Origin of the sequence: Terrisphaera buseokensis (genome assembly GCF_047521145.2) — a bacterium.
In the GTDB taxonomy this organism is placed as follows: domain Bacteria; phylum Verrucomicrobiota; class Verrucomicrobiia; order Opitutales; family Opitutaceae; genus ER46.
Map to the genome: position 1 here is coordinate 1856613 of NZ_CM134186.1, position 20017 is coordinate 1876629.

Sequence of the window (20017 nt, forward strand, 5' to 3'; positions counted from 1 at the left end):
CCGTCTTCTCGTCCGATGCGCTTCAATCGAAACCCGCTCTTCCTTCTCTTGTCGCTGATCCTCCCGGCCGCGGGTCCCGGGCAGACCACGGCTCCGTCGCCGGAGTTGAGCGCGTTGTTGCGCGTCGTCACCGAGGCTCCGGCGCTGACCGCCGCGTCGCGGCGGGCGCTGGCCGCCCGCGAGCGCGTCGACGCGTCAGGCCGCCTGGCCAATCCGGAAGTGGAGGGCATGACGTCGCGCATGAACGGCCCGATGGGGACGCGCAGCACGATGTATGAGCTCAACGTCCGCCAGCCGCTGCCGAAGCGCGGCGAGCGCGCCGCCGATCGGGATCGCGCCCGCGCCGGTGTGGCGATGGCCGACGCCGACTACGCTTTGATGGCAGGTGAAATGGCCGCCGATACGGCCATGGCGCTCGCTGAAGCCTGGAGCGCAGAGGCCCGGGTTCGGCTGCTGCAGATTCAACTCGGTCGGATGGATTCCGTCCTGCGCAGCGTCGAAGTCCGGCTCGCCGCCGGCGCCACGGGCAAGATTGCCGACCGGCTGACAGTGCAGACGCGCGTTGCCTCCATGCAGCTGATGATTGAGCAGGAAAGAAAGATGGCCGCCGACGCCTTGTCCGATGCGCGCGGCCGGCTCGGGCTCACGCCCGAATCCCCGCTGCCGGAGTTCGCCGCACCCGTGGCGGCCGACGTCGACGTGACGGATGCCGCGGTGCTGCGCCTCGCCGCCGCCAAGGGCGTCGAGGCCGATGCCATGGTGAAAATGGCCCGCGCCTCGGCCAACCCGATGACCTCTGTCGGCCTCAGGCTGGAACGCGAGCGGACTGGTATGGGTGATGAGGATACGATCGGCGTCGCGTTCATGTCCGAGATTCCCTTCCGCAGCCGGCGCTATGCCCGCTCCGATATCCGCGCGGCGGAGGCGGAACGTATTGCGGCCCAGTCCGAGGCGACCGCGGCCCGCCACCGTATCACCGCGGCGGTGACGCGCGTCGAACGCGCGGAGCGGCTCGCCGCCACGTCGCGTCGGCTCAGCGCCGAAACCCTCGGCCGGCTCAACGCCGAATACGACGCCATGATTCGCAGCGCCGGCGTCGCCAGCGCGGGCGAATCGACCGTCCTGCAGACCGTCGAGTTGCTCGAGAAAGCCACCGAAACCGAATTTCAGATCATCCAGGCCGACCTCGCGGTGCGCACCGCCCGCGCCGAGTTGTGGCGCTACCTGCCCGCCGAGCGTTTTCTCAATTCCAACCGCTGAACGTCCCATGACCCGCTCCCTCTTTATCTTCCTCGGTACCTTCGTCGCCGGCGCACTCATCGCGCTCGTGGCGCGGGCCGCGATGTACCAACCGCACGCCGGCCACGAATCCGGCGCAGCCGAAACTTCGGCGGCCGTTTCGACCAACGCGAGGCCAGCGGCGGCGCCGGCCGATGGAAAGACCTCAGCCGTGAAAATGACCGCGCCGGCCGCAGCTCACGCGCACGACGCCCCCGCTGCTGCGACCGCCGTCGCGGACAAGACGCCCGTGAACGCCGTCTGCGCGATCTGTGGCATGAAGGTCGATCCGAGTCTCCCGACGGCCGAGTATCAGGGGAAGACGATCGGGTTCGGCTGCAAGATGTGCGCGCCGAAATTCAAGGCCGATCCGGATCGCTACGGTCCGCTGTATCTCAAGGGCGAAGTCCTGAAAAACTAAGCCGTCATGCGCGCTCCCCCTGCATTTCTCGTGGCCATCGCCGGACTGGTGGTCGGCGCCGGCGTCATCGCGCTGCTGCCGGAACGCACGCTGTTCGTCGCATCCTCCGCGCACGATCACGGCGCCGAGTCGGCGGGCGGGGAACGGTGGGCGTGTCCGATGATGGATTTCATCGGCAATCGTCCGGGCAACTGTCCGGTGTGCGGCATGAAGATGACGAAGGTCACGGCGGGTGAACTCACGCGTGAGCAACAGCGGCGGATGGATGTCGAGTTGGTCACGGTGACCGAAGGTCCTGCGCGCGCCCTGATCCGCGCTTATGGCGCCGTGCGCTATGACGACCGCACGCTGCAGGTGGTGATTCCGCGGGTCAGCGGACGGATCGTGAAGCGTCATCCTGCCGCCCGCCACATGGGCACGCTGGTGAACGCCGGCGATCCCATCGTCGATCTCTACAGTCCCGAGGTGTTCGCCGCGCAGGGCGAACTCGCCGCGGCCGTCAAACTCGGCGACCAACCGACCATCGGCGCGTTGCGCGATCGCTTTGGCCGCTGGAATCTGGCCGCCGTCGCGAAGGCCATCATCGAGGGCGGCGCGCCCGTCGACACCGTGACGATCACGAGTCCGTTTGCCGGTCGCGTGGTCCTCGCCCTTGAAGGCGAGACCGAGGCCATGAGCGCGCGTCTGCCGCAGGTCGGGCAGGAAGTCATGGCCGACGCGCCGTTGCTCCGGCTCGTCGAGCCGTCCGCTTACATGCTCGTCGTGCATGTGCCGGAAACGCGGGCCCACTGGCTGCGGGTCGATCAACCGGTGCGTCTCGCCTCGGACGATCGCGGTGAACTGTCGGACATCGCTGCCGCCATTTCGTGGGTCGCACCCGAACTCAATCTCGAGATTCGGGCCCGCGAAGTGCACATCCACCTGCGTGATCCCAAAGGGCGCTTGCTCCCGGGGAGCCTCGTGAACGCGCGTTTTGAAACGGCGCTGACCGCCGAGCTCGACGTCGCCGATGCGACCAAGCCGGACACCTGGGGCAAGTTCGTGCTCGTGCCGAAGTCGGCCATCCTTTCGACCGGCGTGCGCAACGTCGCGTGGCGCGTGGCCGGGCGGCAGGCCGACGGACGCATCCGCTTCGAGCTCGCGCCGGTCGCGCTGGGACCGCGGATCGAGGATGAGTCCGGCAATGATCGCTTCGTCGTGCGCGCCGGGTTGAAACCGGGGGACGAGGTTGCGGCCCAGGGCGTGTTTCTGATCGACAGCCAGGCGCAGCTCGCCGGCACACCGAGTCTGCTCTTCCCCAACGGCGCGGTCGCGCCGGCACCCGCGCACCAGCACTGATCCCGCCGTATTCTCATTGCTGTGACGCCTCTCGTGGCGTCGCAACCAGACCTCAGCCGCCCGATGCTTTCGTTCGTCATTCGCAACACGTTTCTCACCCTCGCCGCCGCCTTTGCGCTGGCCGTCGCCGGGTTCTGGGCGTGGCGTCACGTCCCGGTCGATGCGATCCCGGACTTGAGCGACAACCAGGTGATCGTTTGGGCGGAATGGCCCGGCAAGAGTCCCCAGGACATGGACCAGCAGGTGACGTCGCGGTTGGCCCGCGAACTCCAGGGCCTGCCCGGTGTGCAGTCGGTGCGCGGCATGTCGCTTTACGGGGCCAGCTACCTTTACGTCATCTTCGAGGAAAAGCGCGATCTCTACGACTGCCGTACGCGTGTGCTGGAACGATTGTCGCAACTGCAGGGTATCCTGCCGGCCGGCGTGAATCCGCGGCTCGGACCGGATGCGACGGCGATGGGGCAGGTCTTCGCGTTCACGTTGCAGGGCCCGCGCGACATCGAGCGCAAGCGCTTCATCCTCGATCAAGTCGTGGTGCCGGCACTGCGCGCCGTGCCCGGCGTGGCCGAAGTCGCACCCGCGGGTGGTGTGGTGCGCGAATATCAGATCGACGTGGATCCGACGCGGCTCGAGGAGCAGGGGCTCACACTTGAGATGCTCATGATGGCGGTGCAGCAGGCGGGGCGTGACGTCGGCGCGATGAGCGTGGAGCAGACAGGGGTGGAAACGATGATCCGCGGCGTCGGTTTCATTCGATCGGTCGCGGACGTGGAGAACATCGTGGTGCGCGGCAACCGGCTCAAGGGCGCCGGCCTGCGGCTCGGTGACATCGCGGTCGTCCGGCTCGGCGGACAATTCCGGCAGGGACTGCTGGCCGATGCGCACCAGGAACAGGTCGGCGCGATCATCGGCATGCGCGTGCAGGAGGATCCCAAGACCGTGATCAACGCCGTGAAGCAGCGGCTCGTCGATCTCGGGCCCACGCTCGCGAGCGAACAACTGACCGCGGTTTCATTTTATGATCGTTCGCAGCTGATTCGGGAGACGACGGCGACCGTGACGTCGACGCTGCAGGAGGCGATCATCACGACGATCATCGTCGTGATCGCGTTTCTCCTGCACGTGCGCGCGAGCCTCGCCGTGGCGGTCAGTCTTCCGCTCGGCATGCTGTTCACGTTTCTGGTCATGCATCTCTTCGGAGTCGGCGCGAACATCATGAGCCTCGCGGGCATCGCGATCGCGATTGGTGTGATGGTGGATTTCGGGATCATCATGACCGAAAATATCACGCAGCACCTCGTGGAACTGCAGGAGAAGTGCCGGCGCGAGGGCCGGCCGATGCCGACGTCACCGTTCAATGAGGAAATTACGGAAACAGTGGTCCGCGCGGCGCAGGAAGTCGCCCGGCCGCTCCTCACGTCGGCGGCCACGACCGTGATCGGGTTTCTGCCGATCTTCGCGCTGAGTGATCAAGCCGGCCGCTTGTTCGAGCCGCTGGCGCTGACCAAATCGCTGGCGATCAGCGGCGCGGTGATCTTCGGCACGCTGCTGGTGCCGGTGTTGTGCCGGTTGCTGCTGCCGCCGTGGCAGGTTCGGAAGCCGGTGCTGCTCGCATTGGCGGGGATCGGGGCCGGCGCGGCGTTTGGTTGGTTCATCCGTGACGGCTGGTCGATGCCGATGGATTACGGCCGCTCGCTGCTGACCGTGCCCGGTTGGTTGTTCGCTCCGATCTTCGCGATCGTCGTGGCGTCGGCGATCTGGCGGATCGGCCGGGAGCGGCTCGTGAACTACGAGGAGAATCCGATGAGCCGGGCGATCCACGTGTCGTACGAGTGGGCGTATTCACGCATCCAGCGGCACAAGGTGACGTTCACGCTCGTGATCGGCACGATGGCGCTCGGCGGATATTTGCTCGGGGCGGGCTGGCCGACGTTGAGCTGGCCTTTGCGCCAGGCCGTCGCGGCGGCCGGCGGTGACTTTTCGCGGACGACGCTCGACCAGAATTTGACGCGACTCTTCCCGGGTGTGGGCGCTAGTTTTCTGCCGCCGCTCGACGAAGGCAGTCTGCTGTTCATGCCGTCGATTCCCGCCACCGGCGGAGTGGGGGAGACGCAGCACATCATGCTGGCGCAAAACCGCCTCATCGAATCCGTGCCCGAGGTGGCGAGCGTCATGGGCAAGATGGGACGAGCCGAAACTGCTCTGGACCCGGCGCCGATCGGCATGATCGAGACGGTGGTGCTGTTGAAGCCCTACGCGGAATGGCCGACGCAGGCCTTCACCCGCAGCGATGGCACCGAGGAACACCGCCCGCGCACGCTGGCGGAAGTGCGGACCGCGCTGGCCGCCATCACGGAGATTCCAGGTGTGGCGCCAAGTTGGTTACAGCCGATCGAGACGCGCGTGGTCATGCTCTCGACCGGTATCCGCAGTCTCATTGCGCTCCAGTTGCTCGGCGACGACACGGATGCGCTCGAGCGTTTTGCCGAGGCGGCGGAGAAAGTCATTCAACCGACGCCCGGCGCCGCCGACGTCCAGATGCAGCGCGAGGGCGGAAAACCGTACGCCGAAATCCGACTCGATCCGGCGAAGCTCGCGCGCTTTGGGCTCAGCAATGAACAGGTGATGCGGGCCGTGGAGACGGGACTGGGCGGCATGGCGCTGACGTATTCGGTCGAAGGCGCGCTGCGTTATCCCGTCCGCATTCGTTATCTCCGGGAGCGGCGCGATGATCAGGATGAACTGCTGCAACTCCAAGTGCCGGCCGCGGCGGGCCACGGGGCGATTCCGCTCACGAACCTCCTCGCGTTGCCGACGGTGCACGTGCTCGCGTTTGCCGAAGGTGCACCGGATGCGCTTGCGTTGACGGCGCGGCTGCCCCTCGCGCACCAGCGCAACGTCACGATCCTGTCGCCACGGCGGGCCGAGTTCACCCTGGCGGCCGGCGAGACCATGCCGGCAGTGATCGTCGCGGCGATGGCCACCCAAGCCGTGACGCAGGTCGGGACGCGACCGAGTGAAGTCGGACTGACCTACACGATCGGTCCGATGGCGATCCGGTCCGAGGGCGGCAAGCGCACGCAGTATGTCCTGTTGAATGCCCGTGGGCGCGGTGAGGTGGAAGTGGTGCGCGATGCCGATGCGCGACTGCGGGCGGCGTTGGGCGACGGCCGGCTCGAACTGCCGCCGGGTGCAACGTATCGCTGGGTGGGGCGCTACGAACAGAAAATCAAAGCCGACCAGACCCTGCGGGTGATTATCAGTCTTTCGATGGCGGTGATGGTGATCCTGATCTATCTCGGCACGCGGTCCTGGCTCATCACCGGCATCATCGTTTTTGCGAATGCGACCGTCACCACGGCCGGCGGATTTTTCTTCGTCTGGCTGTGGGGCGCGGAGATGACGACCGCGGTGGTGGTGGGCTTTCTCGTGCTGCTCGGGGTGATGTTCAATGACGGCATCCTGCTGGGCACGTATCTGCAGGAACAGTTCAAGACTCATCCCGGGACCGTGGCGGAGGTGCATCGGCGGGTATTCATTGCCGGCCTGCGTCGGCGCCGCCCGGCCATCATGACCAACGCGACCGCGTTGCTGTCGCTGATCCCGGTGCTGTGGTCCACCGGGCGAGGTTCCGAACTCATGGTGCCCATGGTGCTGCCCGTGGTGGGTGGAATGATTTTCGACGTCGTGTCACTCTTCTCGGTCCCGGTGTTCTTCACTTGGTATTGGGAGTTAAGGCTGGCGCGGGAAGCGAAAGAGACGTCCCGAGAGCGGACGGAACTATCCCGACTTCACATTACAAGTTGAGGCGCCTCACGTAGCAGTGCCTCAAAAATGCGGTCGCGGACAACGGCAGGAAAATCGGGTGGGAGCTGCCGGCTTACCGTCTGGATCGCCGCCGGGGTCGCGGCGGCGATTTCATGGAGTAAAGGCGTTGCGTCTCCGAGACCTGCCATCCGGGTAACTGCGTCCCAGTGCCTCGGCTGGATGTCTTGCAGTTTCCAGTGCACGTTCTTGCTCCGGACTGCCATGGCCAGCTTCGCCTTGTGCGGATCCAGTTTGTTTGCCCCGCGACCCATGATCGGCCAAGCCGACAACACATCGTAGAACGGAGTCATGCGGTGAGTGCCGCCGCTTTCGAGGAACAGCGAGAAATTCTTCGCATGCCCGTCGGTGGCGGCCAGAAGCCAGAATAGGATCTGTGCCTTAACGAAGGCCCGCTTGTCCTCCATAGGCTGCGTCCCCGCATCGAGCACTCGCAGGATGTCTCTCATTCCCGGGCCGCCGTCAGACTCATACTTTTTCGTGCTCGGCAACCCGAGGGTCTGGCAAAAATCTTCCTGCGGCAGTCGCGCGATCCATTTTCCTTTCTGCATTTTTCGATCAAACCGCTCCACCGCCAGGGCCTTCCGTGCTCCGAACTGCACGATCTCGCACGCCGCCGCCTCGAGCCCGAATGCCTGCATAAGCTTTAAGCACAGCCACTCGTTCTCCACGGAGTCCTGCATGTCCATCTGCAGAGCGCCGATCTTTCCCAGCGGCAGCTTCAGGATATGCGTGGTGGGAGTCGCACCCAGCGGCCGACACCACCGCTTGCGGTGATAGAGAAACGCGATCTTTTCCTGCGCTCCCGCAATCGAGATCCGGAAGTCCGCGTCCTCTTCCTGCCCCAGTGTCCGGCCACCCGTCAGCATGGCATCAATCGCCCGCTCCGCTTCCTGCTCAGTCAGCGACTCCGCTTCGATCCGGTCCCACCCGGTGGGAGATTGGTCGGGCGGTAATAGCTGAATCGCACCCACACAATCCCGTCCGATCGCCGTCAGGAGTTCAAAGGCTTCCGTCGATCGGGTCCCAAATCGGGTTCGGAGTCGGCTGCGAATCCGGTCGCTGTCCGGCAGCAGATTGTCGAAGAAGTTTTCAACTACATCGCCCCGGTGGGACACGTTGTCGGGGGTAAAGGGCAGGGAAAGGGACAGCGCGCGTCCGTCGGGCGACTCCAGCCACGACGGCTCATACCGTAGTTCATGACTGCCACGCGTGTAGCTCCACGTCGCGGCACGTTGACCATTCATCCATAGGCCGAGTGCGCTCATGGCCTACCAATTCCCTTTCGTGGTCCGCCTCGGCGCCGACGGAGATGCGGTCGGCTTTAAGTCCTCAATCACCAGCCGTCCCCCTAGCGCAGAGACGAGCCGGGCGATTTGGTCGAAGCTCGTCACTCCCGGAGCGCTCTCGATTCTGGCCACCCGTTTTTGATTCACGCCCAGCATCGTGCCGATGTCGGCCTGGCTCTTCGCCCGCGACTTCCGCAGAGCGCGCAAGACCGCTTTCAGTTGTGCCGACGTGTTGACGGGAAAGGTCATGTCTCAAATCACTACCTTTAGATAGTAATGTCAACGCACTATCTAAAGGTAGTATAATCACCATACTACCCATAGGCCGTATCGAGTAGTCCGGGTGCGCCGTTCACGTGGAAACTGAAAGTAATGGACGAAAACGATTCACCGGAGCCCGCGCGCGAAACCGCATCGACAGCGCGCCCGAATGACCCATGTGGCACCCACATCGATCCCAAGCAAGATAGCCCGTCGCTGCGGCATCGACCCAGGCGCGGAGGGCAATGTGCGGCGCGAATCCAATGCCGGGTAATGCAACCCTCACCGAGCTCGCGGTATTTCACTGGTTCCGTTTCTGGTCCCTATCCAAGACTGCCTAACTCCGCACGGACTTGTACAAATGAACCGCCTCTTTTTGCCTATTTCGAAACCAAAACTCCCTCGTAACCGTTAGGTCCACGAGGGAGTTAAATTGGGTGCAGGGGTTGGATTTGAACCAACGACCTTCAGGTTATGAGCCTGACGAGCTACCAGGCTGCTCCACCCTGCAACAAAGGAAGGCGGAAGGTCCTCATCGCCTCTGGTACTGTCAACGCCTTTTTCCAAGTTTCCCCGAATTCACGCTTGCCAGTCGGGAACGCGAACGGTGTGTTGGCCGACTCTCTAGTCGGCAGTCAGTTCGAACCAATAACCAACCAACATCGATCGATCGCAAGGCGGCCCATTGGCCGACCTGTGTGTCGCCAGATACATCAGATCATATGAGCATCAGCGTAACTCCCAAGGACCTCCTCGACGCAGGCGTACATTTCGGCCACCAGACCAAGCGCTGGAACCCGCGTTCCAAGCCCTTCATTTTCGATCACCGCCAAGGCGTGACGATCATCGATCTGGGCAAGACTCACGAAGCCCTGACCAAGGCCTGTCAGTTCCTCGAGGACACCGTCGGCAACGGCGGCAACGTGCTGTTCGTCGGCACCAAGCGCCAAGCCAAGGAAATCGTCCGCGAAGCGGCCACTTCCGTCAACATGCCGATGTGCGTCGATCGCTGGCTCGGCGGCACCCTCACCAATTACGAGACCGTCAAGAAGTCCGTGGCCAAGTTCAAGAAGTACCAGGCCATGGAGACGAGTGGCGAGATGTCCAAGCTGCCCCGCAAGGAAGAGTCCGCGATCAAGCGCGAGATGACCCGCATGCAGAAGAATTTCGCCGGCATCTCCGACATGGGCGGCCTGCCGTCCGCGATGTTCGTGGTCGATGTGAATCACCACAAGATCGCCGTCGCCGAAGCTGCGCGTGCGGGCATCCCGTGCGTGGGCATCGTCGACACGAATTCCGACCCGACCACGGTGTCGCATCCGATTCCCGGCAACGACGACGCGGTGAAGTCGATTCGCATCATTGTCGAGGCCGTGACCGCCGCCATTCAGAATGGCCTCTCCCAGCGTGACACCCGTCGCGCCCAGCGTGGTCAGGCGGACTTGAAGTCCACGACCGCGGGCGTCGACACGTCTGCTGCCGCGCCGAGCCTGGCGACGGCGGACGAAGACGTGCTGGCGAAAGTCGAGCTTCCTGCCGACGTCGCCGCCGTGGTGGAAGGCGAGACCGAAGGCACGGCTGCCGCGCTCAAGAAGAAGCCCATCCGCGCCAAGCGTCCGGCCGTCAAGGCCGAGTAAGTCGGGTTTTCACCTTCGAACTTTCACTCCCTCGTTTTAATGAGCACAACCAACCCGATTTCGGCCCAAGCCGTGGCGGATCTGCGCGAGAAAACCGGCGCCGGTCTCCTTGACTGCAAGAAGGCCCTGACCGAAGCCAATGGCAACGTAGATGAAGCCATCACCATCCTGCGCAAGAAGGGCGCCGCTTCCGCCGCCAAGAAGGCGGAGCGCGCCACCAAGGAAGGCGTGATCGAGAGCTACATCCACGTCGGCGGCAAGGTGGGCGTTTTGATCGAAGTCAATTGCGAGACCGATTTCGTCGCGCGCAACGACGACTTCCGCGCCTTCGTCAAGGACCTCTGCCTGCAGATCGCTGCGGCGAGTCCCCTGTACGTCGGCCGTGAAGAAGTGCCCGAGGCCGACCTGCAGAAGGAGCGCGATATCGCTGCGGCTCAGGTCCAGGGCAAACCCCCGGCCGCGGTCCAGAAGATCGTCGAGGGCAAGCTCGAGAAGTACTACTCGACGCTCTGCCTGCTGGATCAGCCGTTTGTGAAGCTCCCCGAGAAGACCGTGAAGGACATGGTCACGGAGCGCATCGCGAAGATCGGCGAGAACATCCAGATTCGCCGTTTCGTTCGCTATCAGCTCGGTTCCTAACCGCGCTGCGTTCTTGTTTTCGAGGCGCTTCACTCATTGAGTGAGGCGCCTTTTTTATGAACGTCACTCGCGCCCAGATCGTCACTCGCGGCCTCACGCATCGCTGCCCCAATTGTGGGGCACCGACACTTTTCACGGCAGGGACGTTCTTCAAGGTGAACAAGCAGTGCCCCGCGTGTCAGTTCGTCTTCGAGCGAAATAACGACGAGGGGTTCTATCTGGGATCCATGTCGCTGAATTACGGCGTCACGCTCGTTTGCTTTCTCGTGCCGGTGATGTTGCTCGCCTACTTCAAGGTGATCGGCACGACGACAGCGATCGTGCTGGCAGCCATGGGATCGGTGGTGTTTCCCGCGCTGTTCTATCGGTCCTCCCGCAGTTGGTGGCTGATGAACTACTATTTCTTCTTTCCGCATCACCTGCCGGCCAACGGCGGCACGGGGCGGGCGGGAGAGGACGATAATCGGTGAGGGCGTCGGCTGCCGATTCCGCTTATCAGCGCCAGCGTTTCCTTCGCTGTCCGGGGGCTGTCCATCGCAAAGCGCAACGAGTGGATTTTTCGGCTTCCGTTTTGCGATTCGGGTCCTACGTTTTTGAGCTCGGCAACGGAGAGGTGGCAGAGTGGTCTATCGTACCTGACTCGAAATCAGGCGTGCCCGAAAGGGTACCGTGGGTTCGAATCCCACCCTCTCCGCCAGCCTTCGCCAAGCCTACGGCTGGCAGGCGGAGTCCGACGGCTGACCGACGTCAGCTCCCGAAAATGATGGAAGACCCTTCAGTGGGCTGCGCACCGTAGGCTCGGCGAGGGTGGACGTTCACCTATGGATTTTTGCGCTCAAGAAAGGCCCGCGGAACAAATTTGCGAAACGATGTATTCGCCAGCGCGCGACTTGCCCCCTCTATTGCAACGATGCTGTCACGATCCGCGTTTCAGTCTTCACCGAATTCGCGATAAAACAGGCTTCATGCGCAAGCCGGTGCAGCTCGCTCTCTTCTTCCGGAGTCGGACACGTCCGTCCGTAGGTCACTTTCGGATTGAGCGTAACACAGCTCACCCACATTGCCCCTTTCTCGTTTTTGGACACGGTCCCGACGGCCTCATCGTGGTAGGCAATCACATCGAGTCCTTTTCGCGCGGCAAAGAAGAGCCAGGTCAGCATATGGCAGCTCGAAAGCGATGCGACAAATGCCTCCTCGGGATCCACCACTCGTGGATTGGCCAAGGGTGGGGGTACTATGGCCGGCGAGGCCGAAGCGGGCATCACCCAGCCGCCGTCGAAGCTCCACGTATGCTCTCGGGAAAAACGGCCTTTTGCAAAATCAGCCGTGGTGAGCTTCCAGTCGATGGTGGCTTTGTGTTCGGACATGGTAATCTGAATTGAAACTCGCAGCTCAAAATTACTATGGGGGCGTGCGGCCGTCGCGCACTTTGCCTGCCAGGATCGGCAATCTCACCAAGCGGTGCGCGAGGTCTTCCGAGAATGCCCGTGCGCCCGTCGCATTGAGGTGTTGGGAATTGTAGAAAAGGCTCTGATCGCGGCAGAGCGGTGAGTCACTGTAGTCCCACACCGTCGCGCTTCTTTCTGCGGCAATCTTGTGAAAATGGGCAAATACCTCGCGGCGATCACGCTCGAGCGCCTGCATCTCGTGATACTCTGGAGAGTAGACGAGAAGGAGCGGTACGGCATGTTCCTGGCAGGCCTTGGCGATGTCGGCCAGGTCTCGCACGCCCTGATCCACGATCCCGAGAGTCACGCCGCCCTTAACGCTTTCGCGGAATTTATCAAAGTCGCCAGTCCACACGGTCTGCCTTCCCTGAAACCCCAGAATGCGGTCTTCGGCCGGGTGCATGCCTAGCAACCCACGCACACCCAGGAGCCAAGTGTAGCGAAGGTCTTCCACGAAGAAGCCGTAGAGAGGAATCAACCGCCATTTCCAAGCGGAGGGATAGACTCGTTTTACCACCGAGTAGAGCTCCGGCTGATTCAAATACGGCATGAATTTAACCACGTCGTAGATTTCGTGTGAAATCTGAAACGCATAGGGGTCGAGGTTGTGAATCACCAACGCCGGCTTGCGGTTGTTTCGCAGGTAGACTCGCAGGTAGGCTGCCTGTACATCAGTCTGGGTGCCATTGAGGCCGATGTTGAGCGTCTTCAACCCGGTGATCGCGCCGATTGCAGCCGAATCATAGTGAGTGAGTGCCCGCGACGATCCACTGACCACGATGTCCGCGTCAGCCTTGCCGTTTGCCACCAGGTTCATGATCCCGAAATCCGAGGTCTTGACTCGGCGAAACCCCGTCTGCAGGGCCCACTCGAACAGCGTGGCCGCCCCCACCACGAGCAGCAAAAATCCCAGGAGGCGCAACACGGAGCGGTGCACTTTGGCCCTCTGTGTTTGAGCTGCCCTCGAGGTGAACACCAAGCGGGCCGTGTAGTGGGCCGAGTCCGCGAGTGCTTGAAGCTCAGCCTTGATTGCCATGCGTGAAAGTTCTGCGGAGGGCGCGACTTAGCGCGCCGAACGGATCAAGGCCGCGATCGAGAGCGCGACGGCGGCCAGCCACGCTATGGCAGAGAGGAACGGCAGAATGCTGCCTTCCGTCTGGGTTTGCGCCGGCTCGCTCGTGTAGTGCGAAACGCCGATCGGGACCGAAATGCTCGAAGGAGCCTTGACCACAAGTGCAACGGCGTGGCTTGGCGTATGTGAAATGCTTACCGCATGCGGTAAAGGCTCCACGATTCCGTTATGTATTCTATGAAGCGCGACGCTCCCGTCTTGAAGCTTGGTAAGTTCAATCTCTGAAAACGGGACGTCGCGCAATGCCGGTTCGGCCTTGTACAGCGCCTCTTTCGCGCACCACCGAGCAGCGAAATGCATGCGGGGATCTTGCTGGAGGACGCAATAGGAGATCTCCGCCGGAGTGAAATGAGTCTGATAGAACTCGTGTTCACGATAGTCCCCGGCCTCGGGCAGGGCGGTGGTTGCTTCGAGATCGACGCCGCATTGAAGTGGCACCTGCAAGCTCCCGCCCTTGGGCGAAACTCCCTCAGCCGTCAAAGTCTGTGAGGGCTCGCTCTCTGGCCGGACCGGGGTCGGCAACCCTGTTGGTTTCACTGTCGGGGGCAAATTCTCGAAAACCGCCGACTGCAGATCTGCAAAGGTTCGTGCGAGGTGAGCCGTCTTGCAGGTGATCCCCAGTTCGCGGCGAATGGATGCCGTCAGCGCGGCTCGTTTTAGGGAGCCCTTGAGCGAGGGGACTTCCAGGGAGAAATCAGAGGTGACCGCGCCGGGGCTGGTCCCGGCCAGTTTGGCGACGATCGATCGAAGGGTTTCGGTTTGGCTCATGTGGAAACTCCGAGGATGCAACTGCGACAGATCAACCTGCGGCTGCCGTCACCCCGCACTTCTTCCACCACTGGAATTCGCGCTTGCTGAAGGTCGTGGAGCAATCGCTCGCAGCGGCCGCAGCTCTGCTCTGCCCGTGTTTGTGAGCTACCCGCATCCTGATAGGATTTTAGGCGGTCGCGTAACTCTCCCAGCATACGCGCGGCTGAGCGACCTTCCGCCAATTGGTGATCGAAAGCCATGATCAAGTTCGCTTGGCCGTCGGCGGTAGGGGCTCCGGGCATCTCCGCGCCGACTCCCAGAATTGCCGACTGCCCTTGATTGATCAGAGGGTGAAACGCGGTGACGCCTTCGCTTGAGAGGTCGGTGATGGTGAAGGTACCGCCGGCAAGCCGGGCCACGGGAAGGGAATCGTTAACGTAATCGAGGAGCAATTCGCTGATCGCGTCCGCGATCTCGGGGAGGCCTTTCTTATCTGCATCGAAGATCACGGGCACCTTCAGACCAAGTCCACCGTCCACCGCTAGGCCGATGTTGACCTGATCATAGTAGTGAACTTGTCCGTTACCATAGTAGGCGTTGAAGACGGGATATTTTCGCAACAGGCGCGCTAATTCGTAGATGATGACCGCCGTACCGCCGCCACCTCCCGCGGCCAGTTGCTCTGCGGCTTTTTTGAGCCCGGCTGTTGAATATGGGACCGTGACAACGCTGGGCAGCGTGTTTTCCGCCCCGGTTTGAAGATAGCGGATCTCAACCCTTTTCGCCCGGGAAAGGTCTTCTGACCTTAGGGCTACTCCGGCGGCGGGAACCGGTGCCGCCTTTCCCGCCGCTTGCATCGGTGCGACGTTGTTCGGTCCTGGACTGTTCGTCGCAGGTCGCGGCATGGGAACTTTGCCTGACACAACGGCGAGCACATCCGCTTCTCGTACAAATCGAATCCGGGCAAACCGATCCAGCGAAAGCCCCTGTTGCTTAATCAAGATCTTCGCTTTCTCACTGAACACGGGTTGAAATAGTTCGGCTTCGACGTCCGCTGATGGTAATGCCGCCCTCACGTCTCCGGCGGGGGCACTCGCCCGGTCTTGTTCCGCCATAGGCGTGACTATGGATTCGGAGGCTGGTGGCGAAATTGAACTTTCGCTGATGATCTCATCGCGTGCCGAGGTGACGTGGCAAAACACCGCTCCGACGGGAAGTTCTTTTCCCGCAGTAGCACCGTGCCGGAGAAATCCCGCCGCCGGCGCCTCGACCTCTGCCGTCGACTTGCTCGTTTCGATAACCGCGACGGGCTGGCCGACTTTTACCTCGTTGCCGTCGGCTACGAGCCATTCGACCAGCAAGACTGACTGGTCGTTGACCTGCTCATGAGGAATTCGAACCGGTTGCGTCATGATGAATTTCGGATCAGGGCCAGCGCCGATTGAATAATGCTTTCAGGATTTGGAAGTGTTTCCTTTTCAAGTAACCCCGACGAGGGGATGGCATGGCGCCGCGAACCGAGGCGTCCCGTTGCCCGAAGCTGCCCGGGAATCTTTTCTGCAACGAGCGAGATCACTTCGGCGCCAATGCCGGCAAAGCTCACGCCTTCTTCCACGATCAGCAGTCGTCCTGTTTGCCGGACAGACTCAATGATTGGCCACGCATTGAAAGGGTAGATTTGTACGGGGCAGATCACGTCGCAAATCACCTCGTGCTCACTGAAGAGTTTGTCGATCGCTTTTTCCACATCGGGCAGCGTTCCACCATAGCAAAAAACACTCAGATCCGCTGTCGTTCTCGGTGAAAAGCGCACGCCGGGGAAGCGGTCGTCATCGTATTCCAAGCTGTAACCCGTCGGGAGGGGCTCCGACGGGCGCATGCCATAAATCAGTTTGTTTTCGATGACGACTGTGGGCCGATCGATCTCTGCGAAGAGTCGGTCATACACCAAAGCTGGATCCTGACGGGGGTTGAGCGCCAGCATCTGCGTTCCCGGGATACCGGCAAAGTGCTTTTCGATCGATTGGCTGTGGGTTGGACCGTAGCCGCGTTTTCCTCCCATGGGTGTGCGTACAATCACGGGAGTCGTGACCTGGTCATTGTACATGTAGCGAAATTTCGCTGCGTGGTTGGCCAACTGATCACCAGCAAGAAAGAGGAAGTCACCGAACATGATTTCCACAACCGGCAATAGCCCCTTGAGCGCCATGCCGTTGCCCAGTCCTAAAATGGCCGCTTCGCTGATCGGTGTGTTGTGTACGCGTTGCGGGAATTCATTGCTCAAGCCGCGAGTGGCCTTGAAAGCTCCGCCATAAGGGCTGCGAATGTCCTCGCCGAGAATGACGATTCGTTCGTCCTTTTTCATGTTGCGGCCAAGTGCGCTCGCTAGAAGCGCTACATGGCGATCGGTGGCGAGTTTTTCCACTTTGGTCCAAGTTACTGGACGAAACGCATTGGGGTCCTCGTCTTCGGCTCGAACGGTGGCGGGATGCGCATAACCAGCCACATCCACGGCGGTGTCGATGCGGCTGCTGATTCGATCCAGCATCTCTTTCGCCGGCTTGGGATTGGTCCGCTCAAACACGCTGAGAGCATCTTTCTCCCAGTAGGCTGCCAGTTCCGTTTCGTCCCGAAGATCGTCCCCCTTGGAGTGCGCCATTAACCGGGCCGTCGAGATACTGAGGAAGTGAGGGCGACTATTCGTCCTAACACTTTCTACGGCACTTCGGGCCACCTCGGCGAGGGCTGCAGGATCGTCGGTGTTGCCCTCGCTGGTGCTGATGCCGAAACATGATGCGCGGGCAAGAATATCACCTGCGAGGGTTTCCGACTGCGAGGTGCTTTGGGAATAGCGGTTGTTCTCTAGTACGACAAGCAGCGGTAGATTCCACTTCGACGCGATATTGAGCGTCTCGTAGAGAGCTCCTTCTCCCAAGGTCCCGTCGCCAATGAAAACCACTGCGATCCGGTTTCCCTGTTCGACTTTTAGCGCGTAAGCCAGGCCAGCCGCGACCGGGACGATACCACCTTGGATTCCATTGCTGTAGAACCCGTCCGCGCACAAATGCTGGCTCCCGCCACGCCCTCCGCAGACGCCGGTGTTTTTGCCCATGACTTCCGCAATGAGGCCTTCGACGCGTCCCGTCCGGGCGATGAAGTGGCCATGACAGCGATGATTGCTAAAGACCAAGTCCCCAGGCTCGAGCGCGGCAGCAACTGTTACTCCCGAAAATTCCTGGCCAATGCAGGTGTGCACCGTTCCGAACAGCTTTCCTTGGGAAAAAAGATCCAAGAGCCTCCGTTCCACTCCACGAATCAGGAATGCCTGTTCAAAAAGGGAGTCCAAGTTGGATTGAGTTTTACTCTGCATGAAGGAAAGATTCGAACGTTATGGGAAGGAGCTGGATGCTATTATCGGCTGCAACGTTCAGAACTGGAAGTAGATGAATTGTTCGTTCCGAAAAACCCCGAATATGACCATTCCCAAGGTCCAGGCCAGATAGAATCCCCATCGTGGTATCTCGGGCAAACGAAGGACACGGGATGAAAGATCAAACCTCCGGTGAAGGAGTTGCACTGCCTCGAGGAGAAAAATGCCGGCGAAAGCGACCGGCATTTGCCGCAGCAGGAACTGCTCCGTTCCGATCCTCGCAAAATCCCAATCCCGCCAGAAGTGGGTGAGGATATAACCTACGTCCCCCATGCTCTTGGCGCGGAAAACGATCCACCCAATGCAGGTGAGGCCGAATGTCGCCATGATGCGGAGCGTGATGCGTACGGTAGAGTCTTCGGCAATTCCCACGGCCCGGTACCATCGGTTGCGATACTCCTCGGTCAGCCCACCCGCAAGCAGGTACACTCCGTTGAGTAGGCCCCACACGATGTACGTCCATGCCGCTCCATGCCACAGACCACTCACCCCGAATGTGATGAGAATCGCGAACGCCCATCCCGCAGAATTGTTGAACTTTCCGACGAGGGGATCATATACGTAGTCCCTAAACCACGAAGATAGCGATATATGCCAACGTCGCCAGAACTCGGAGATCGACTTCGAGTAGTACGGCGTGTTGAAGTTCTCCATCAGCTTGAAGCCGAGAACACGCGCCGATCCCACAGCGATATCCGAATAGCCGGAGAAGTCGCAGTAGATTTGGTAGGCAAAAAAGAACGTTGCGAGCGACAGCTGTAACCCGTTGAAATTCTGAGGGGCTCCGTAAACATCGTTCACATAGAGCGCCAGGCGGTCAGCAATGACCAACTTCTTGAAAAAGCCCCAGGCCATCCTCCGGAGGCCGCTCGACACCCGATCCCAGTCGAATGACTGGTAGGTACGAAATTGACTCAGCAGGCCTTGCGGCCGCTCGATCGGTCCCGCCACCAGTTGCGGGAAGAACATGACGTACGTCGAATAGACGATGAAGTCTTTCTCCGCCTTCTGATTGCCGCGGTAGACCTCAACTACATAGCTCAGGCTTTGAAAGGTGTGAAAGGACAGGCCAATCGGGAGGATTATTTTCCATCGCGGATCATTGATATCCCATCCCAAGAGGTGTGAAACCGCGGCAAGGTTCTCGGTAAAAAAGTCGAGGTACTTGAAGACCACGAGGACGGCGCACGTGGAGACTACGCTGCCAACCAACCATGCGTGACGAACCGGACCTCGGTTGCGTTCGATGTAAATCCCTGCAACGTAGTCGATCAGAATCGTAACAAACAGGATTAGAATGTACTTCGGAATGAAGTACATGTAGAAGAAACAACTCGCCCCGAGGAGAAGGGGGAGTCGGACGCGATGGGGCGCCAAAAAATAAAGCAGACAGAAGACTGGGAAGAAAACTGCAAACGTCAGTGAGTTGAACAGCATGTGACGGAACCTAGGTGTTCAGAGGTTTGCAGAAAGTCGGTAGTGGTTTTGGGGAGCCGATTGGAAACGCAAGCATTATTCGGATTTATAGGTCGGACACTATTGGCTGAGCTGAAGGCGACAAATACCTTTTGGGTGCGACCTGCTTTCCTGGAAAAAATAAAAAGGCCCGGCGTGAGCCGGGCCTTTGGAGAGCTAAACTGACGCTCTTCTCCTATTAGACCAGCTTCGATCGGCGGGCGAAGATGCCCAAGCCGAGGAGCGAGAGACCGAGGAGAGCAACCGAAGCGCCGGAATCCGGAACTGCCGTAGAGGAAGCAGAAAACGTGAAGTTTGTGCCTTGATTGTTGAAGGTACCGATCCACGTACCCGGGGTAGCATCGAAACCATTGCCGGTGATGCTGCCGAGGCCGAACACGCCGTACTGGGCGCTCGTGTTACCGGGAGTTTCAATGAGCGAATTGAGGGTCAGCGAGAACCCACCGACCTGCCAGATGGGCGAAACGGGAAGCGCAACGCCAGGCTGGTTGATCAGCAGGTTCGTGGGAGTGGTTACCGTCGTCAGATTCGGGATGGCAGAGAAACTGCCATCAGCAACGCCCAAGGTGTACGTGGTGCCAAAGGTGATCGTGGTGGCGATCAAAAGATTAGGGTTATTGGATGAGAAAGAGCCGGTGAAGCCGATCGAGCCCGTAATAGGAGCAGCGGAGGCGGAGGAAAAGAGCGCCAGCGCGAGAAGCGGAGCACTGATGAATTTAAGCAGGGTCTTCATAATTTCGGTGGATAAGATGTTTTGTTTCGAATTAACGGAGTACAATAAGCGCGTACCGTGCCAACGAAAAAAAAAGCGAATGGACATAATGTTAATAGCATAATGATAACGACCTAAGAAAAGTGAAATTTTGGAATGGGCTCGGAGAGCTGCGATCTGCGTTGTCAATGTGTAAAGAATCCCTACGCCAATCGCTGCACTGTTAGTTTTAAAATTCATGGCAATGGTAGAAACATATCAATAACAGTAGCTTAAGATTTGAAGGAGTGACTGGATTGATTGTCTGAACCGCTAACAAGCGCCCTCCCGCCGGATCCCGATTTGATACAATGGTTTCTTAACTATTTTTTGAAGAACGAT

Annotated in this window: 16 protein-coding genes and 2 tRNA genes; 8 read left to right on the forward strand and 10 right to left on the reverse strand. The window is 60.6% G+C overall.

The features are described from left to right. The first annotated feature begins 48 nt into the window (after nucleotides 1–48). The 4 genes from ACLJEU_RS06725 to ACLJEU_RS06740 all read left to right on the forward strand — a co-directional run bounded on the left by ACLJEU_RS06725 (nucleotide 49) and on the right by ACLJEU_RS06740 (nucleotide 6844). Complete coding sequence (locus ACLJEU_RS06725; protein WP_414663728.1) at nucleotides 49–1260, forward strand: TolC family protein; 1212 nt, start codon at nucleotides 49–51, stop codon at nucleotides 1258–1260. 7 nt (nucleotides 1261–1267) lie between these two features. Then, nucleotides 1268–1699: a hypothetical protein gene (locus tag ACLJEU_RS06730; RefSeq protein ID WP_414663729.1), complete on the forward strand. Its 432-nt coding sequence runs from the start codon at nucleotides 1268–1270 to the stop codon at nucleotides 1697–1699. 6 nt (nucleotides 1700–1705) lie between these two features. After that, a complete protein-coding gene (locus ACLJEU_RS06735) occupies nucleotides 1706–3037 on the forward strand; it encodes an efflux RND transporter periplasmic adaptor subunit (RefSeq protein WP_414663730.1) in 1332 nt (443 codons plus the stop codon). Nucleotides 3038–3100: 63 nt separating this feature from the next. After that, on the forward strand, nucleotides 3101–6844 hold the full coding sequence (locus tag ACLJEU_RS06740; RefSeq protein ID WP_414663731.1) for an efflux RND transporter permease subunit: 3744 nt from the start codon (nucleotides 3101–3103) through the stop codon (nucleotides 6842–6844). Here the strand turns inward: ACLJEU_RS06740 and ACLJEU_RS06745 are convergent. From ACLJEU_RS06745 to ACLJEU_RS06755, 3 genes are all read right to left on the reverse strand, one after another. After that, on the reverse strand, nucleotides 6829–8130 hold the full coding sequence (locus ACLJEU_RS06745) for a type II toxin-antitoxin system HipA family toxin (RefSeq protein WP_414663732.1): 1302 nt from the start codon (nucleotides 8128–8130) through the stop codon (nucleotides 6829–6831). The genes ACLJEU_RS06740 and ACLJEU_RS06745 overlap by 16 nt on opposite strands. A gap of 3 nt (nucleotides 8131–8133) precedes the next feature. Then, the gene (locus ACLJEU_RS06750; RefSeq protein WP_414663733.1) at nucleotides 8134–8400 is read right to left on the reverse strand and encodes a helix-turn-helix domain-containing protein; all 267 of its coding nucleotides are present in this window, start codon (nucleotides 8398–8400) and stop codon (nucleotides 8134–8136) included. A gap of 446 nt (nucleotides 8401–8846) precedes the next feature. Then, nucleotides 8847–8923 (reverse strand) — tRNA-Met (locus tag ACLJEU_RS06755). A 211-nt stretch (nucleotides 8924–9134) separates the two neighbouring features. Between ACLJEU_RS06755 and rpsB the strand changes: the two genes are divergently transcribed. From rpsB to ACLJEU_RS06775, 4 genes are all read left to right on the forward strand, one after another. After that, nucleotides 9135–10049 carry a 30S ribosomal protein S2 gene (gene rpsB / locus ACLJEU_RS06760; protein ID WP_414663734.1) on the forward strand — a complete coding sequence of 305 codons (915 nt, stop codon included), beginning with the start codon at nucleotides 9135–9137 and terminating at the stop codon, nucleotides 10047–10049. Between the two features lie 39 nt (nucleotides 10050–10088). Continuing rightward, the gene (gene tsf / locus ACLJEU_RS06765; RefSeq protein WP_414663735.1) at nucleotides 10089–10688 is read left to right on the forward strand and encodes a translation elongation factor Ts; all 600 of its coding nucleotides are present in this window, start codon (nucleotides 10089–10091) and stop codon (nucleotides 10686–10688) included. A gap of 56 nt (nucleotides 10689–10744) precedes the next feature. Beyond that, nucleotides 10745–11158: a DUF983 domain-containing protein gene (locus ACLJEU_RS06770; RefSeq protein WP_414663736.1), complete on the forward strand. Its 414-nt coding sequence runs from the start codon at nucleotides 10745–10747 to the stop codon at nucleotides 11156–11158. Nucleotides 11159–11295: 137 nt separating this feature from the next. Next, a tRNA-Ser gene (locus tag ACLJEU_RS06775) sits at nucleotides 11296–11385 on the forward strand. A 202-nt stretch (nucleotides 11386–11587) separates the two neighbouring features. Here the strand turns inward: ACLJEU_RS06775 and ACLJEU_RS06780 are convergent. The 7 genes from ACLJEU_RS06780 to ACLJEU_RS06810 all read right to left on the reverse strand — a co-directional run bounded on the left by ACLJEU_RS06780 (nucleotide 11588) and on the right by ACLJEU_RS06810 (nucleotide 19876). Continuing rightward, nucleotides 11588–12055 (reverse strand): OsmC family protein, encoded by a 468-nt coding sequence (locus tag ACLJEU_RS06780; RefSeq protein WP_414663737.1) that lies wholly within the window; start codon nucleotides 12053–12055, stop codon nucleotides 11588–11590. Between the two features lie 34 nt (nucleotides 12056–12089). Beyond that, nucleotides 12090–13061, reverse strand: a complete 972-nt coding sequence (locus tag ACLJEU_RS06785; protein ID WP_457795348.1) for a hypothetical protein — start codon at nucleotides 13059–13061, stop codon at nucleotides 12090–12092. 138 nt (nucleotides 13062–13199) lie between these two features. Then, a complete protein-coding gene (locus tag ACLJEU_RS06790) occupies nucleotides 13200–14036 on the reverse strand; it encodes a holo-ACP synthase (RefSeq protein ID WP_414663739.1) in 837 nt (278 codons plus the stop codon). Then, complete coding sequence (locus ACLJEU_RS06795; RefSeq protein ID WP_414663740.1) at nucleotides 14033–15430, reverse strand: 2-oxo acid dehydrogenase subunit E2; 1398 nt, start codon at nucleotides 15428–15430, stop codon at nucleotides 14033–14035. The genes ACLJEU_RS06790 and ACLJEU_RS06795 overlap by 4 nt, the downstream gene beginning before the upstream one ends. Next, complete coding sequence (locus ACLJEU_RS06800) at nucleotides 15427–17388, reverse strand: dehydrogenase E1 component subunit alpha/beta (RefSeq protein WP_414663741.1); 1962 nt, start codon at nucleotides 17386–17388, stop codon at nucleotides 15427–15429. The genes ACLJEU_RS06795 and ACLJEU_RS06800 overlap by 4 nt, the downstream gene beginning before the upstream one ends. A 57-nt stretch (nucleotides 17389–17445) precedes the next feature. Beyond that, a complete protein-coding gene (locus ACLJEU_RS06805) occupies nucleotides 17446–18768 on the reverse strand; it encodes an MBOAT family O-acyltransferase (RefSeq protein ID WP_457795349.1) in 1323 nt (440 codons plus the stop codon). A gap of 334 nt (nucleotides 18769–19102) precedes the next feature. Beyond that, nucleotides 19103–19876, reverse strand: coding sequence for a VPDSG-CTERM sorting domain-containing protein (locus ACLJEU_RS06810; RefSeq protein WP_414663743.1), 774 nt, complete (start codon nucleotides 19874–19876; stop codon nucleotides 19103–19105). Nucleotides 19877–20017 lie beyond the last annotated feature (141 nt).